General features: G+C 70.6%; 13 protein-coding genes. 4 read left to right on the forward strand and 9 right to left on the reverse strand.

Features of this window, described 5'->3' with window-relative positions:
* From JHN45_RS17965 to JHN45_RS17975, 3 genes are all read right to left on the reverse strand, one after another.
* Positions 1-973, reverse strand: a 973-nt coding sequence (locus tag JHN45_RS17965; protein ID WP_201049715.1) for a sensor histidine kinase, incomplete at its 3' end; no start/stop codon positions are given.
* Positions 974-1073: 100 nt separating this feature from the next.
* Positions 1074-1880: an IclR family transcriptional regulator gene (locus JHN45_RS17970; RefSeq protein WP_201049716.1), complete on the reverse strand. Its 807-nt coding sequence runs from the start codon at positions 1878-1880 to the stop codon at positions 1074-1076.
* 23 nt (positions 1881-1903) lie between these two features.
* Positions 1904-2329: a MarR family winged helix-turn-helix transcriptional regulator gene (locus tag JHN45_RS17975; protein WP_200714623.1), complete on the reverse strand. Its 426-nt coding sequence runs from the start codon at positions 2327-2329 to the stop codon at positions 1904-1906.
* A gap of 253 nt (positions 2330-2582) precedes the next feature.
* Here JHN45_RS17975 and JHN45_RS17980 point away from each other — a divergent pair, with 253 nt between their 5' ends.
* From JHN45_RS17980 to JHN45_RS17995, 4 genes are read left to right on the forward strand one after another with little or no spacing between them, the layout of a single operon-like run.
* Positions 2583-3500, forward strand: coding sequence for an SDR family oxidoreductase (locus JHN45_RS17980; RefSeq protein ID WP_307783127.1), 918 nt, complete (start codon positions 2583-2585; stop codon positions 3498-3500).
* The gene (locus JHN45_RS17985) at positions 3500-4369 is read left to right on the forward strand and encodes an amidohydrolase family protein (protein ID WP_200714624.1); all 870 of its coding nucleotides are present in this window, start codon (positions 3500-3502) and stop codon (positions 4367-4369) included. Before JHN45_RS17980 ends, JHN45_RS17985 begins: the two co-directional genes overlap by 1 nt.
* A 10-nt stretch (positions 4370-4379) precedes the next feature.
* A complete protein-coding gene (locus tag JHN45_RS17990; RefSeq protein ID WP_200714625.1) occupies positions 4380-5885 on the forward strand; it encodes a long-chain fatty acid--CoA ligase in 1506 nt (501 codons plus the stop codon).
* A 14-nt stretch (positions 5886-5899) separates the two neighbouring features.
* A complete protein-coding gene (locus tag JHN45_RS17995) occupies positions 5900-6355 on the forward strand; it encodes a MaoC family dehydratase (RefSeq protein WP_200714626.1) in 456 nt (151 codons plus the stop codon).
* A 24-nt stretch (positions 6356-6379) separates the two neighbouring features.
* Here JHN45_RS17995 and JHN45_RS18000 read toward each other — a convergent pair whose 3' ends face one another.
* From JHN45_RS18000 to JHN45_RS18025, 6 genes are all read right to left on the reverse strand, one after another.
* The gene (locus JHN45_RS18000) at positions 6380-7222 is read right to left on the reverse strand and encodes a hypothetical protein (RefSeq protein WP_201049717.1); all 843 of its coding nucleotides are present in this window, start codon (positions 7220-7222) and stop codon (positions 6380-6382) included.
* Positions 7222-8895 (reverse strand): PHP domain-containing protein, encoded by a 1674-nt coding sequence (locus JHN45_RS18005; protein ID WP_201049718.1) that lies wholly within the window; start codon positions 8893-8895, stop codon positions 7222-7224. The genes JHN45_RS18000 and JHN45_RS18005 overlap by 1 nt, the downstream gene beginning before the upstream one ends.
* A 27-nt stretch (positions 8896-8922) precedes the next feature.
* Entirely contained in the window at positions 8923-10776 is a 1854-nt protein-coding gene (locus JHN45_RS18010) for a LamG-like jellyroll fold domain-containing protein (protein WP_201049719.1), read from the reverse strand.
* 69 nt (positions 10777-10845) lie between these two features.
* On the reverse strand, positions 10846-13803 hold the full coding sequence (locus tag JHN45_RS18015; RefSeq protein WP_201049720.1) for a glycoside hydrolase family 2 TIM barrel-domain containing protein: 2958 nt from the start codon (positions 13801-13803) through the stop codon (positions 10846-10848).
* Complete coding sequence (locus JHN45_RS18020; RefSeq protein WP_201049757.1) at positions 13800-14711, reverse strand: alkaline phosphatase family protein; 912 nt, start codon at positions 14709-14711, stop codon at positions 13800-13802. Before JHN45_RS18020 ends, JHN45_RS18015 begins: the two co-directional genes overlap by 4 nt.
* A gap of 150 nt (positions 14712-14861) precedes the next feature.
* Positions 14862-15647, reverse strand: coding sequence for a carbohydrate ABC transporter permease (locus tag JHN45_RS18025; protein ID WP_234469063.1), 786 nt, complete (start codon positions 15645-15647; stop codon positions 14862-14864).
* Positions 15648-15744 lie beyond the last annotated feature (97 nt).

A 15744-nucleotide genomic window follows, 5' to 3' on the forward strand; every position in this document is an offset into this window, starting at 1 on the left:
CGGCGGAGGCGTGCGCGTGCTTCACGGTGTTGGTGAGCGCCTCCTGCACGACGCGGTAGACGGCGACCTCGGTGTCCGGGGGCAGCGGGCGCGGATCCCCGCCCGTTCTCAACTCGACGCGCAGACCGGCCGATTCACCGACGCGGCGCACCAGACCGGGCAGCGCGGTGATCCCCGGCTGCGGCCGGTGGCCCGAACTCCCGTTCCGCTGCTCCTCCTTGAGCACCCCGAGGATGCGCCGCAGCTGGGCCATCGCGTCCCGGCCCGCCCCCGCGATCGCGTCGAACGCCGCCTCCGCCCGCTCGGGGTCACTGCGGACGACCACCGGACCGGCCTCCGCCTGCACCACCATCAGGCTCACCGCGTGGGCCAGGATGTCGTGCATGTCCCGGGCGATCCGGGCCCGTTCCTGCGCCAGGGCCCGCGCGGTGTCGGCGGCCCGCTCGCGTTCCAGTCGCCGGGCCCGGTCCTCCAGGGCGGCTGTGTAGGCGCGTTGGACCCGGGCGAGGCTGCCGAAGCCGTAAGCGCACAGCAGGCTCAGCAGATGGAAGGCGTACTCGAAGGGCTGGGCGTGCTCCTTGTGCTGCATGACCACGGACACACCGGCCAGCCAGCCCGCGAGCATCAGCCGCCGCTGCCAGGGAAGGCACCGGGCGGCGACGGTGTACAGGACGACGAGACCGCCGTACATCACGTCCGGCGGCGGGGCGTGGTACACCGCCATCGCGGGTGTCGCCGCCGACACCGTCCACGCCGTCGCGAACGGCGCCGCCCGCCGCCACACCAGCGGCACCGCCGTACCGGCCCCGAGCAGCCAGCCCTGCCAACTGAGCGGATCCCCGCCCTCGTCGGGGAAGAGCCACTGCAACGACACCGCGAACAGGACCAGCGCGGCGAGCGCCGAGTCGACGGCGTACGGATTGGCGGTCCTGAGCCGGGCGACGACCGGCGCGAACCAGTGCTGCACACGCATGAGCGGCTCCTCGGGGCAAGGGCCGTTCCAGTATCACGACGTCACACCCGCAGGGCCTCGCCGGTGAGAGGGATATCCGCGCCGGGCACGGAGGACATCGTCACGGCTCCGGCCGCCACCCCAGCGCCCGCGAGATCCCCCGTGCAGCGAGCCGTACCGCCGGGATCAACGCCGGTACCTGGGCGTCGACTTGGGGCACGACGACCGACACGGCCGCCACCACCGCACCGCCCGGCCCGCGCACCGGAGCGGCCACCGACAGCGCGTCGTCCGTGACCTGACGGTCGCTCACCGCCACTCCGGCGCGCCGCACTTCGGCCAGCACGCGGCGCAGCCGTAGCGGATCGGTGATCGTGTACGGCGTGAAGGACGCCAACTCGCCCGCGCAGTAGGCCTCTTGGGTGTTCGGGTCGTCGTGGGCCAGCAGGGCGAGGCCGACGCCGGTGGCGTGGAGCGGCCAGCGGGCGCCCACGCGGATGTGCACGCCGACCGCCGAACGGCCCGAGATCCACTCGGTGTAGACGACCTCCGTACCGTCCCGCACCGCCAACTGCACGTTCTCGTGCGTCGATTCGTAGAGATCCTCCAGGTAGGGCAGCGCCGCCTGGCGCAGCGCGAGGCCGCGGGGCGCGAGCGCCGCGATCTCCCACAGCCGTAGCCCCACGTGGTAGACGCCGGACGCGTCCCGCTCGAGCGCGCCCCACTCGGTGAGGGCGCCCGCGAGCCGGTGCGCGGTGGTCAGGGTGAGGCCGGCCCGGCGGGCGATGTCGGACAGCGACAGGGCCGTGTGCTCGTGGTCGAAGGCGGCGAGCACGGCGAGCAGCCGGTCGGGGGCGGACCGGGCGGTCGGCTCGGACCGGACAGTGGTCTCGGAGCGGGCGGGCGTCTCCGGCCGGGTGGTGGTCATCGCCGTACCTCCTTTGTCCGGCGTCAGGCGAGTCCGTCCTCGGCGACCTGCTGCAACAGCGTGTGCAGGGTCTCCCGCTGGGTCGCGTCCAGCGGGCCGAGCAGTTCGTTCGTCACCCGCAGGCCGGCCTCGTCCGTGTCGCGCAGGAAGCCGCGGCCGTCCTGTGTCAGGACCACGATGCGGCTTCGCCGGTCGTCGGGGGAAGGGCGGCGCTCGGCGAATCCCAGCTTCTCCAGGTCGTCGACCAGGCCGACGATCGCGCTCGGGTCGTAGCCCAGCCGTGTGCTCAGCTCACGCTGGAGGGCGCCCTCGGACGTGGCCAGGAACCGGAGCAGCGCGTAGTGGCGCAGACGCAGGCCCGACTCCTGGAGGAACGTGTTGAAGAGCTGGCCGGAGCGCAGGCCCAGCCGGTACAGGAGGTAACCGGTGTCCGCGTGCAGCCCGCGCATCCACGGCTCGTGCGCGTCGATCGGGGGGTTCGCGGCGTGCTGCTGGCGGGCGATGGCGGGCTCCCTGGGTCGAGGCCCCGGGGTGGGGCGTGCGGTGGTTCGTGGCCAGTGTGACGCACCTGGTCCGTCGGCAACAACTATTGACGTCAACAATTATTGCTCTTAGCTTCGATCTCGCAGCCGTACTCCGGTGGGCCGGCAGCCGCACTCCGGTGGGGCCGGCAGCCGCATCGCCTTGTGAAGGGACTCGCTCGTGCCCAGCATCGATCTGACCGGCAAGGTCGCCGTCGTCACCGGCAGTGGCCGGGGCCTCGGCCTCGCCTACGCGCAGGCCCTGGCCGCCCACGGCGCGTCCGTGGTCGTCAACGACATCGACGAGGCGGTGGCCGACCAGGCCGTGAAGTCGATCACCGAGGCGGGCGGCACCGCCGTCGCCGAAGTGGTCCCGGTCGGCACCACCGAGGCCGCCGAACGCCTGGTGAACCGTGCCGTCGAGGAGTTCGGACGGCTCGACGTCCTGGTCACCAACGCGGGCATCCTGCGCGACAAGGTGCTGTGGAAGATGACCGACGAGGACTTCGACGCGGTGATCACCACCCACCTCAAGGGCACCTTCACCTGCGCCCGCGCCGCCGCCGTACGGATGCGCGAACAGGGCGAGGGCGGCAGCCTGATCCTGGTCGGCTCGCCGGCCGGTCAGCGCGGCAACTTCGGCCAGACCAACTACTCGGCCGCCAAGGCCGGCATCGCCGCCTTCGCCCGCACCTGGTCGATGGAACTGGGCCGCGCCGGCATCACCGTCAACGCGATCGTGCCGGTCGCCGCGACCGCGATGACCGAGACGATCCCCGCGTTCGCCCCGTACATCGAGGCCATGAGGAACGGCGACCCGCTGCCCGATTTCCTCCGCAAGGGCGAGGGCTTCGGCACCCCCGAGGACTGCGCCGCCCTCGTCCCCTTCCTCGCCTCCGAGGCCGCGCGCTCCATCACCGGCCAGGCCATCGGCATCGGCGGCGACAAGGTGGCACTCTGGTCCCACCCGCAGGAGATCAGCACGGCCTACGCCGACGGCGGCTGGACCCCCGACACCCTCGCCGTCGCCTTCCCCACCTCGGTCGGCGCCGAACTCCAGTCGGTCGGCATCCCCGCACCGAAGCTGCCGGAGGCGTGATGGACCTGAGTGACCTCGTCGCGATCGACGTCCACACCCATGCGGAGGTGTCCTCCAAAGGACACTCCTCCCTGGACGACGACCTCCACGACGCCTCCTCCGCCTACTTCAAGGTCGAGGGCAAACGGAAGCCGACCCTGGAGGAGACCGCCGCCTACTACCGCGAGCGGAAGATGGCCGCCGTGATCTTCACGGTCGACGCCGAGTCCGCGACCGGCACCGAGCCCGTCCCGAACGAGGAGGTCGCCGAGGCCGCCGCCGCCAACGCCGACGTCCTCATCCCCTTCGCGTCCATCGACCCGTTCCGGGGTCGAGCGGGCGTGAAGCGGGCCCGGCGGCTGGTCGAGGAGTACGGGGTGAAGGGCTTCAAGTTCCACCCCAACATCCAGGGCTTCTTCCCCAACGACCGGACCGTGGCCTACGACCTGTACGAGGTCATCGAGGAGACGGGCGCCATCGCTCTCTTCCACACCGGCCAGACCGGCATCGGCGCGGGGGTACCGGGAGGCGGCGGCATCCGCCTCAAGTACTCCAACCCGCTGCACGTGGACGACGTGGCGGCCGACTTCCCGCACCTCAAGATCATCCTGGCGCACCCGTCCTTCCCCTGGCAGGACGAGGCCCTCGCCGTCGCCACCCACAAGCCCGGCGTCCACATCGACCTCTCCGGCTGGTCGCCGAAGTACTTCCCGCCGCAGCTCGTGCAGTACGCGAACACCCTGCTCAAGGACAAGGTCCTCTTCGGCTCCGACTACCCCGTCCTCACCCCGGACCGCTGGCTCGCCGACTTCGAGAAGCTGCCCATCAAGGATGAGGTCAGACCGAAGATCCTCAAGGACAACGCCGCCCGCCTCCTCGGGCTGACGTAAGGGGCACCGGATGCGCAACGAGGGACTGGGGTCGTGGCCCGCACGCCGGGCCCGCAAGACCCCGCATCGCACGGCACTTGTACACGGTGGTTCGCCGACGGACTACGGCACACTGCATACACGAACCACCCGCCTCGCCCACGCCCTGCGCGCCCGGGGTGTCCGCCGCGGGGACCGCATCGCCTACCTCGGCCCCAACCACCCCTCCTACCTGGAGATCCTGTTCGCCGCCGGCATGCTCGGCGCGGTCTTCGTCCCCCTCAACACCCGCCTCACCGCCCCCGAGATCGCCTACCAGCTCGCCGACTCCGGCGCCAAGATCCTCGTCTACGGCCCGACGCACACCGCCCTCGTCGCCGGACTGCCGGGCAGCACCGACGTACGCATCTACGTCGAAGTCGGCCCCGAGTACGAGGAGTTGCTCGCAGCGGCGGCCACCGAGCCCATCGACGAGCCCGTCACCGCCGACGACACCTGCATCATCATGTACACCTCGGGCACGACCGGCCGCCCCAAGGGCGCCATGCTCACGCACGGCAACCTGACCTGGAACGCGCTCAACGTCCTCGTCGACACCGACCTGATCGCCGACGAACGCGCCCTGGTCTCCGCCCCGTTGTTCCACACGGCCGGCCTCAACATGCTCACTCTGCCGGTGCTGCTCAAGGGCGGCACCTGTGTCCTGGTCGAGTCCTTCGACCCGGACACCACCTTCGACCTGGTTGAACAGCACCGGATCACCTTCATGTTCGGGGTGCCGACGATGTTCGACCGGATCGCCCGGCATCCCCGCTGGGCCGACGCCGACCTGTCCTCGCTGCGCATCCTCACCTGCGGCGGCTCCCCGGTCCCGTCCCCGCTGATCGCCGCCTACCAGGAGCGCGGGCTGACCTTCCTCCAGGGCTACGGCATGACGGAGGCCGCGCCCGGGACCCTGTTCCTGGACGCCGAACACGCGGTGAGCAAGGCGGGTTCGGCGGGCGTGCCGCACTTCTTCAGCGACGTCCGGGTCGTACGGCCGGACCTCACCCCCACCGATGTCGGCGAGACCGGCGAGGTCGTGGTGCGCGGACCGCATGTCATGCCCGGGTACTGGGGGCTTCCGGAGGAGACGGCCGCGGTCTTCGCCGACGGCTGGTTCCGCAGCGGGGACGCGGCCCGGACCGACGACGACGGATACGTGTACATCGTCGACCGTATGAAAGACATGATCATCTCCGGTGGGGAGAACATCTACCCCGCCGAGATCGAGGACCTGCTCCTGGCCCACCCCGACGTCGTCGAGTGCGCGGTCATCGGCGTCGCGGACGACAAGTGGGGCGAGGTGCCGCGCGCGGTCGTCGTACCGCGCGAAGGCGCCTCGCTCGACCCCGACGAGGTACTGGCCTCGTTGGCCGGCCGCCTGGCCAAGTACAAGATCCCCAAGTCGGTGGTGGTCGCGGACGAACTCCCGCGCACCGCCTCGGGGAAGCTCCTCAAGTCCCGGGTGCGCAAGCGCTTCGGCACCAACTCTTAAGTAGGGAAAGCGATATGGGCATCACCGTCAACGGCCTCGACGAACTCAAGAAGCTCGCGGGCAGCGACCTGGGCACCAGCGAGTGGATCGAGGTCACCCAGGAACGCATCGACACCTTCGCCGACGCGACGGGCGACCACCAGTGGATCCACGTCGACCCGGAGAAGGCCGCGGCGGGCCCCTTCGGCGCGCCCATCGCGCACGGCTATCTCACCCTCTCCCTCTTCATCCCGCTCTTCACCGAGCTGCTGGACGTCGAGGGTGTGTCCACGAAGGTCAACTACGGCCTGAACAAGGTGCGTTTCCCCGCGCCGGTGAAGGTCGGCTCGCGCATCCGGCTGGTCGCCAAGCTCGCCTCGGTCGAGGACGTACCGGGCGGAGTGCAGATCGCCGTCGACGGGACGATAGAGATCGACGGCGGGCCGAAGCCCGCCGCCGTCCTGCAGAGTCTCTCGCGGTTCTACGCCTGATCCTCAGCCGCAACTTCCGCTTGTCTACTGCTGCTTGTACGAGTACACGCTGGTCGACACCACGCACACGCCCGGCTGGACCACCTCGGCGCGCAACGTCCCGCTGTTCACGTCGTAGTCGACGCCCTCGGCCTCGAACGTGCCCGTGCAGATGCTGCGTTGGGGCAGCGCGAACAGACTCGTGACCGTGCCGGTGATCGGCTGGCCGTCCAGCTTGTGCGGCAGGTCGACCTGGAGGAGCGGGCGGATCTCGGGGAACTTGGTTCCCGAGGCGTCGTCCGAGACGCACACCAGGCGGGTGTCCGTCACGAAGTCGCAGCCCTGGATGTCGTTGACCGTCCTGTCCAGGGTGATCTGCCCGGCTTGCGGCAGCGTTCCGCCCGTCGCCGGAGTGGACGGGTTGAGCAGGGGAGTGGGGAAGACCTGGAGTCTGGACTGGTCGCCCCACTCGCCCGACACCATCCACTGCGTGTCCGGCGAGATCGCGTCGAACGAGTTGTTGATCTTCTCGCCCGAGTCGAGCGGATGGACGTATGTGTAGCGCGTCCCGGACGGCGTGGTGACCGCGAACATCTTGGACGTGCCCGTGTCGGCCGCCTGGTAGGCGTCGAACACGTAGCCGTTCGCGATGTCCGGGTCACCGATGTGGTTCCAGCCCTGGACCCGCAGATCCAGCGGGATGGACGCCAGCCCGCGGTACAGCAGCGAGCCGTCCGCACGCGACGCGACGCCCTCACCGCCGCCGAGGCTGTCGGTGTAGGCCGTGCCGGTCTCCGCCCAGGTGGTCGCGGCGGCGGCCGAGGAGATGCTCACGCCGAGCGTGAAAGCACCCAATAAGGCGGCGAGGACAGTGAGTTGACGCTTCATCAGTTACCTGCCAGGTCGACGAAGATGGGGTTGGAATAGAACCATGTGTCGGCCCACGGGTCACCGTTCCCGGGCTCGTGGGGGATCGGGCCGTGCGGATCGACCGAGGCACCCAGATAGCCCGCGCCGTGCCGCTTGCCGTCGCTGCCGCGCAGCCGCAGGTAGAAGGACTCGTCCCCGGCGATCACCGGGATGCGCAACGTGTACGTCCCCTTGCGGCCGTCCACGTCGGCCGTACGGACCACCTTCGTGTCCGGTGCCCGCCACGCGTCCCGGTCGGACACCGCACCGCGCACCGCACCGCGGATCACGTCCACGTGCGCCAACTCCGGCAGGATTCCCTGGGCGTTGGGCCGCGAGGCCGTCGTCACGGTGACGCTCAGCGTGAGCCGCTCGCCCTTGCGGACCCGCAGCCGGCCGCCCAGCGTGACGCCCCGGCCGCCGTCGCAGTCCCGCTTCAGCCGGACGTCGAGCCCGTCCAGCAGATGCCCGTGGTCGACCCATACCCGGCCCGCGCGCATCCCCGCCATCACCGCGCCGTAGCCGTAACGGGTCACGCCCACATGGGTGCGGCTGAACTCGCCGGGCCAGAAGTCGCTGCCGGGTTGCGGGGTGCCGGTCTGTACCGGGTCGGGCAGCTTCCCGGTGTTGTCGAAGTTCTGCCCGGCGGGCCAGGCGCCGTTGGCCCAAGTGTCGTAGACCGTGCGGTGGTTGTCGGAGTTCGTGGTGATCGAGAACAACCGGCCCTCGGCCAGCATCGAGTCCCACAGCCCGCCGACGGTAGCCGTCGCCCAGTCGAAACCGCCGTACGTCACATACGCGTCCGCCGGATAACCCGCCCAGGACTGCGCCGACGGCTTGTTCTCGTACTCGCCGCGGATCGAGGTCGCGCCGCGCCAGCCGGGAAGGGCGGCTCCCTGCGCGCCCGGTGCACCCTCCATGCCGATCATGATCTCGGGGGCCGCGTCCCGCCAGGCCCGCATCTCGTGCGGGGAGTCGATGCCCAGGCGCAGCGGGTGGTTGGCGAGGACGAGGACGTCGTCGACGTAGCCCGAACGGCGTTGCTCCGCCAGCCACTTGATGGCCTTCACGGCGTGGGCCTCGTTGCGGGCGGTGTCCGTGGCACCGGCCGAGCCCTCGGTGTAGCCCAGCAGCTTGCCGTCGTAGGCGAGTTCGAACTGCGTGAGGAGATCGACCTCGTGGCGGCCGGGCGCGGCGAAGATCGTGCAGTGCTCGGCGGCCGGGATGTACCACTCCAGACCCTGGAAGATCAGCTGGCGCGGGTTCTCTGCACGGGCCTTGAGGATCTCCGCGTGCTCCAACTTGGCGCCGTAGTTGGCGTGTCCGAAGTTGGAGTGCTCGTTGAACACCATCCAGTCGAGGCCGTACTGCGCGGCGGCCTTCGCCTGCTGGGAGAACGTGTACTTCGCGTCGTGGCTGTAGACGGAGTGCACATGGTGGTCGCCCACGAGGTAGGCGAGGCGCGGGTCGTTGCCGCCGTAGCCCCGCCCGGCCGCCACCGCGGGGGTGGCGAGCGGGCCCGCGCCGAGGGTGAACGCGGCGCCGAACAGGCCCGCGCGGCGCAGGAGTTGGCGTCGGGAGACACCCTGCGCGTCGAGGGCGGCGGGGGAGACGGACGGGTCGGCCCAGGTGGGCAGCTGCTGCTCGGTCATGATCTTCGGGAGTCCTCTGGAGGGCTGTCAGTGGGTCATGAAGGAGGTCACGGGCAGCGCCCGGGAGACGATCCGGACGTCGCCGAGGCGGCCGTGCAGGATCTGGTCGATCTTGTCCGCGTACTCGTATCCGCCGAGCAGCCACGGCTGTCCGGAGGAGGCGATGCCGATCGCGGGGGCGTGCGGGTTGCGGGCCACCGGGCAGCCCTGGACGTACATCGTGGTGTGCCGTCCGTCGTTGACGACGGCGAGGTGCCACCAGATCTCGGGGTCGGTCTCGTCACCCCAGTTGGTGGCCAACTGCTGCTGGTTCAGGGGGTGTACGGCCCACTGCGGGCCCGGCCCGTCGGACAGCGACAGGGTCGCGAGCGGCTCGTCGGGGTCGTCCGTCACCGTGCCCACGGAGCCGTTGCGGCCGGTGCGGCTGACCAGTCCGGCCCAGGCGTTGTGCGAGGCGTTCCAGTCGGCGGGCAGCCAGTAGAACGCCTCGATGGTGTAACCACTCTTGAACGTCGCCGAGTTGAGCGGCGCACCGTCCACGGTCCGCAGGTACGCGCCCTTCAGCGGCGACTTGTAGCCCGTGAACTCCAGGCTGCCGTGGCCCGGTTGGTCGGGGTGGTGGTCGGCCGACCAGCCGAGGGTGCCGCCGTTCACGGAGACCACGGTGAGGTCGTTGCCGTGGCCGGACAGGTCACGGACGGTGCCGGAGCCGGAGACCGGGGACTCGAAGCGCCAGTAGGCGGCCGTGCCCGGGATCAGCATCTTGGACGCGGGGCGTGCCGCGCGGACCGGCACCGGGTCGAAGCCCGCGAAGCGGTCCGCGAAGTCGATGTCGACGGAGAACCGGTCGGCGTCGCCGCTGAGTTGGATCTCCTGCCGCTCCAGCTCGTTGAGGCCCTTCGCCGCCCGGCCCAGGATCCACGGCGACACCGTCTCCACGTCGATGACGTCGCGGTCCAGGTCGAAGTGGTAGAGGCGGATCATCGCCGCGCCGCCGAAGTAACGGTTCTGATAGTTCGTCAGGTGCAGGTGGACGTCGTTGCCCGCCGCGTTCTTGCGGGTCGCCCGGCGGGCCGGCCAGTAGTGGCCGTTCAGGGTCAGGAAGATCTGGTCGTGGTCCGCTATGAGCTGGTCCCACAGCTGCTGCCCGTAGTCCGACAACGTGTCGTCGTCCACGACCAGTTCGTGCGTGGTGAGGATGACCGGCGTCTTCGGGTGCTGCGCGATGACGTCCTTCGCCCAGGCGTAGCCCTTCGCCGAGAGCCGCCAGTCCAGGGCCAGCACGAGCCACTCCCGCCCGGCAGCCTTGAACACGTGGTACGTGTTGTAGCCGTCCGAAGAGGCCCCGCCGAACGTGGACTTGTTCTTGAACCGCTGCGGGCCGAACGCGTCCAGGTAGGGCGACGTCCCGCGCTGGTCGTCCGTCGACGACTTGATGTCGTGGTTGCCCGCCAGCACGCTGTAGCCGACGCCCCGCCGGTCCAGCAGCTTGAACGCCTCCCCGATGGCGGCGAATTCGGGCACGGCCCCGTCCTGCGTCAGGTCGCCCAGATGCGACAGGAAGACGATGTTGTCGTCCTTGCCGTGCTCCAGGAGATAACGCAGCGAGGCCTCGATCGGCGCCTTGTCGATGCTCGGCCCGTCGAAGAGGTACTGGGTGTCCGGCATCACGGCCAGCGTGAAACGCCGGCTGTCGGTGTCGGGCCGCCAACCCGCCTTGGTGGACGCCGAGTTCGGCGCCGCCTCGGCGGCACCCGGCAGCGCGACACCGGCCGTGGCGGCGGCACCGAGCAGCGCGGTGGCCCGCAGGAAGTTGCGTCGCCCGGCACCGGCCTGGGCGCTCTCGCACTGTTCGTCCTCGTGGTCATGCGAAGTGCACACGTGTGCTCCGTGGGTAAGTGCTCGTGAAAGCTGGGGAGTTGGAAGCCGGGAAGTTCCGAACCGGTGGGCTCAGAGAACGCGCAGGGTCCAGCTCCAGCGATGGACACCCGGTGCGACGAGGTACTGCGGTGTGGTGTCGGGCCCGCACGAGGCCGTGCCCAACCCCCGGTGCACCGCGTCGAGTTGCACCACGCAGGACGCGCGCGGCACCAGCTCGTCGTGATGCCGTACGGCGGTCAGATCCTCGGCGCGGTGGCGGGTCACCGAGACCTGGCGGGGCTCGTCGAGGTCGACCGTGAGACCGGTGGCGTCCGGTGCCGACAGCGTGAACCGCCGTACCCCGCTGCGGCCACCGCTCTCCTGTGGACGCAGATACGGGGTGAACAACTCGTCGACGGGGACGGAGTGGTGGCCCACGGGCGCGCCCGTGCTGCGGTCGGGGTACGACTCCCACGGACCCCGGCCGAACCACTCCAGCAGATCGAGACCCGGCACCGTCTCGAACACGGTGCCCACCCGGGCCACGTCGTCGAACTCCTCGGGCAGCTCGGCCGATTCCTCGACCCGGACCCCGCCCGCGACCGGCGTGAACACCTGACAGTGCCGGACCACCCCCGTGGCCCCCGCGTACTCGGCGACCGTAGTCACCCGCTCGCCGTCCCGCCGCACCGAGACGACCTTGCGGACCAGCGAGTCCAGCCCCCAGGCCCGCCAGCGCGCAGCCATCCCGCCCAACTCGTCGTTGTCGGTGGGCGCCCGCCACAGGGACAGCGTCGGCGAGACCGTCAGCAGCGGGTGGACCAGCAGACCTTCGCCGTCCACTTCGATCCGACCACCGCCCGCCGCATAACCGGACACCGGCTCCGCCGCCCGCAGCAGTACCTGGGGCGCACACACCTCCGTGCCGCGCGGTGCCCACGTCTGGTCCTCGGCCGTGGTCACCCGCAGCGTCAGCCAGGCCTCGCCGCCGTCCTCCGGCAGCGCGAACGGCAGCGGTACGGCCGCCGTCTCGCCCGGGCACAGGGCGGGCAGTTCGGCCGGAGCGGTCAGCGTACGACCGTCCGCTAGCGCCAACTCCCAGGTACCGGCGAGCCATTCGAGGCCCCGGAAGTGCTGGTGGTTGCCGAGGACGATGCCCTCGTGCCGGAAGCACTCGATGCGCACCGGCGCCGCGATCTCCCGGTGCTCGAACATCACCGGCTTGGGCGTGCGGTCGGGAAACACCACGCCGTCCGCGATGAACGCGCCGTCGTGGATCGCCTCGCCGAAGTCACCGCCGTACGCCCAGCGTTGACCGGGCGCGGCGACACCGTTGTCATACAGTCCGGCGCCCGCGCGGCCGGTGGGTCTTCCGTCGCTCACACGCTGCAGGATTCCGTGGTCCCAGAACTCCCAGATGAAGCCGCCCTGAAGACCCGGGGTTGACTCGATGGCAGCCCAGTGGTCCGCGAGGGTGCCGTTGCTGTTGCCCATCGCGTGCGAGTACTCGCACTGGATCAACGGCTTGGTCTGCTCACCGGACAGCGCGTGCGCGACACAGTCCTCCAGCGACGCGTACATCGGACACGCGATGTCGGAGGCGAGACCCGGATCGGCCCAGTCCCGCTTGGCCGCACCCTCGTACTGGATCGGCCTGGTCGGGTCGTGCCGGCGGACCCAGCCGGCCGCCGCGTCGTGATTGGCGCCGTAGTCGGACTCGTTGCCCAGCGACCACACGATGATCGACGGGTGGTTCTTGTCCCGCAGCACCATCCGCGAGACCCGGTCCACGAAGGCGTTCAGATAGCGCGGGTCGTCCGCGATCTCGTGCGCGTGGTCGTGCGACTCGATGTCCGCCTCGTCCACTACATACAGTCCGAGCTCGTCGGCGAGGTCGTACAGCGCCGGATCGTTCGGATAGTGCGAGGTGCGCACCGCGTTGAACCCGAACCGCTTCAGCAGCACCAGATCCGCGCGCATGTCCTCGTACGACACCGTCCGGCCGGTCAGCGGATGGAAGTCGTGCCGGTTGACGCCCCGGATGAACACCCGCTCACCGTTGACCAGCAGATCCCGCCCGACGATCTCCACGTCACGGAAACCGATGCGCCGGTACGACGTGTCGGCCACCGTTCCGTCGGCCCGGTGCAGCCGGACGGTGAGGCCGTACAGCTCGGGCGTCTCGGCGTTCCAGGTACGCACCTCGGGGACGGTGGCCCTGATCCGGGCCTCGCCGAGGAAGTCGGAGACCCGGTCGTCCTCGGTGTTGAACCGGTCGAACTCCGCGTCCTGGGCCAGGAGTTGCCCCTCCAGGTCACCGCTGATCCACCACCCGGCGGGCAGCGCGCCGCCCGCGTCCCGCACCTGGCAGTCGACCTGAAGCTCACCGTCGTAGCGCGCCCGGACGGTCAGGTCCGCGAGATACAGCGGGTCGGTCGCGTACAGCAGCACCGACCGGGTGATGCCCCCGTGCCACCACTGGTCCTGGTCCTCGATGTGCGAGGCGTCCGACCACTTGACCACGGTCAGCCGTACGGTGGCCCGCTCGCCGGGGCGTACGACGCCCGACAGGTCGAAGTCGGCGGCGAGGTGGGAGTCCTTGGAGATGCCGACGGGCCGCCCGTCCACGTGCACGAGCAGCACGCTCTCGGCGGCCCCGACCTGGAGCACGATCCGCCGGCCGGCCCACTCGGCGGGGACGTCGATCTCCCGCTCGTAGACACCCGTCGGATTGTCGGCGGGCGACAGTGGAGGGAATTCTGCATACGGCATACGGACGTTCGTGTACTGCGGAAGGTCGTCGGCGCCGGCGGACTGCATCGTCCATACACCTGGCACGTATGCCATGGACCATACGTCGGCCGCCGGTGCGTCGGGCGACGGCAGCAGCTGGAAGCGCCAGTCGGCGTCCAGGGAGAGCGCTCCGGTGCGCCGGTCGACGGCGTTCATGGGGAGCCGTGCCCAGGAGGTCAGCTCGGGTGCCTCCCAGGGGCGGAGGGCGATCAGGGGATCGGCGGGCCGGGGCCCGTGGATCGACGGATCGTTCATCGGCGGGTGGCTCCCTTTTCGGTCGGTGTGCGCGGCGTGCCGGGCACGCGTGGCGTGGGTGGCGTGGCGGGTTTGGGCAGGACCCGTCCGGCCAGGCCCCAGTCCGGGTCGACGGGGACACCGAGCCGGTCCAGGACGGTGGGGGCGATGTCGACGAGCCGGGGCGAGTCCAGCCGGGTGCCGGCGGGAGTGCCGGGCTCGGCGAGGACGACGAAGACCTCGCGCTCGGCGCGGCTGTCGCCGCCGTGGCCGCCGGTGTCGAGGTGCCCGTGGTCGGTGGTGACCAGTACCGTCCACCGCTCGGCGGAGGGCCGGGCGTCGAGCGCCGCGAGCAGCCGCCCGAGGTGGGTGTCCTGAGTGAGAAGGGCGTGGTCGTAGGCGGCGGAGAGGGGACCCGTGGCGTGGCCGGCCTCGTCGGTGGCGCCGAAGTACACGAACACCAGGTCGGGGTCGTCCTCGGTGAGCCAGCGCAGGGCGGTGCGGGCGACGAGGTCGTCCGCGGTCGCGTAGCCGTCGCTCTCGCCGTCGTGGTGCACCCGCCGCCCGATGGCGGGGCCCAGGACACCGCGGTGGACCAGCTCCGGCCAGGACACCGCGGCCGCGGTGCGCAGACCGGGGCGGGCGAGGGCCGCGCGGCTGAGGAAGTCGGGGTGGCGGGCGTAGTCGGCGCCCGCGAAGTCGTTGCCGGTGACCCCGTGCCGGTCGGGCCACACCCCGGTCAGCACGCTGGACCAGCCGGGCCCGGAGTCGGTGTAGGCCATGCTCGTCCACGGTCCGCCCTCGGCCTGGCCGTCGGTCTCGCCGTACGGCAGCAGGCTGGTGCCGTGGGCGCCCCCGGTCAGCAGGCCGTGCAGGACGGGGGCGTGGGCCGCGGAGCGCACCAGCCGGTCGTGGCGCAGTCCGTCCATGCCCACCACGAGCACCTTGCTGCGGGGGGTGCCGTCCCGGCCGGCGGACCCCTGGCTCTCCGCCGGCCGCCTCGGCTCGGCGTCGGTGTCCGTCACCGGATCCCTCCTCTGTCCTGCGCGTACCGCGCGGGCCGGGGCGGCCCGCACGGATCAGGTGCCCTGCACCGCGCCCTCGGTGGCGCCCGCGATGAAGCCGCGGGCGAAGACGGCGAAGACCAGTACCAGCGGGAGCGACGCCATCAGCACCCCGGCCATGACCATGCTGTAGTCCGTGGTGTGGCCGACGTTCAGCTGGGCCAGCTCCACCTGGAGGGTCACGTGGTCCGGGTTGGTGAGCACGATGAGCGGCCAGACGTAGTCGTTCCAGGCACCGACGAAGGCGTAGATGGCGAGGAAGGACAGCGCGGGCCTGATCATCGGCAGCGCGATGTTCCAGTACTGGCGGAAGAACCCGGCGCCGTCGATGCGCGCGGCGTCGAGGAGTTCGTCGGGCACGCCGTTCTCGATGTACTGCCGCAGCCAGAAGATGCCGAAGGCGTTGGCCAGGGCGGGCGGGATCAGTGCCTTGAGCATGCCCACCCAGCCGATGTTCGACATGAGGATGAACTGCGGCAGGATCGCCAGTTGCAGCGGCAGCATCATGAACAGCAGCAGCGTGCCGAAGAGCACCTTGCGGCCGGGGAAGTCGAACTTGGCGAAGGTGAAGGCCGCCAGTGAGTCGACGAACAGCACCAGGACGGTGGTGACGGTCGCGACGACGATCGTGTTGAGCATCGACCCGAAGAAGTCGATGGTGTTCAGCACGTGCCGGATGTTCTCCAGCAGGTGGGAGCCGAAGGTGAACTTCGGCGGGCTCTTGTAGATGTCCTGGGTGGTGTTGGTCGCCATGACGATCGTCCACACGAAGGGGAAGACCGAGAGCAGGACGGCGGCCATGAGGAGGATGTGCGCGGTCAGGCCCTTGGGGCGGCGCAGCCGCCTCGCGCGCGGGGCGGGCCGCGTCGGCTCGGACGCGGTGTCGGCTGTCGTGTCG

Origin of the sequence: Streptomyces sp. MBT53 (assembly GCF_016654115.1) — a bacterium.
Taxonomy (GTDB): domain Bacteria; phylum Actinomycetota; class Actinomycetes; order Streptomycetales; family Streptomycetaceae; genus Streptomyces.

What these genes read in the sequence shown, in the direction of transcription:
- JHN45_RS17985 (WP_200714624.1), top strand. Translation starts at nt 3,500, where the DNA reads ATGGACCTGAGTGACCTCGTCGCGATCGACGTCCACACCCATGCGGAG.
- JHN45_RS17990 (WP_200714625.1), top strand. Translation starts at nt 4,380, where the DNA reads ATGCGCAACGAGGGACTGGGGTCGTGGCCCGCACGCCGGGCCCGCAAG.
- JHN45_RS18020 (WP_201049757.1), bottom strand. Translation starts at nt 14,711, where the DNA reads ATGGACGGACTGCGCCACGACCGGCTGGTGCGCTCCGCGGCCCACGCC.
- JHN45_RS17970 (WP_201049716.1), bottom strand. Translation starts at nt 1,880, where the DNA reads ATGACCACCACCCGGCCGGAGACGCCCGCCCGCTCCGAGACCACTGTC.
- JHN45_RS17975 (WP_200714623.1), bottom strand. Translation starts at nt 2,329, where the DNA reads ATGCGCGGGCTGCACGCGGACACCGGTTACCTCCTGTACCGGCTGGGC.
- JHN45_RS18015 (WP_201049720.1), bottom strand. Translation starts at nt 13,803, where the DNA reads ATGAACGATCCGTCGATCCACGGGCCCCGGCCCGCCGATCCCCTGATC.
- JHN45_RS18005 (WP_201049718.1), bottom strand. Translation starts at nt 8,895, where the DNA reads ATGACCGAGCAGCAGCTGCCCACCTGGGCCGACCCGTCCGTCTCCCCC.
- JHN45_RS17995 (WP_200714626.1), top strand. Translation starts at nt 5,900, where the DNA reads ATGGGCATCACCGTCAACGGCCTCGACGAACTCAAGAAGCTCGCGGGC.
- JHN45_RS18025 (WP_234469063.1), bottom strand. Translation starts at nt 15,647, where the DNA reads ATGGCCGCCGTCCTGCTCTCGGTCTTCCCCTTCGTGTGGACGATCGTC.
- JHN45_RS18000 (WP_201049717.1), bottom strand. Translation starts at nt 7,222, where the DNA reads ATGAAGCGTCAACTCACTGTCCTCGCCGCCTTATTGGGTGCTTTCACG.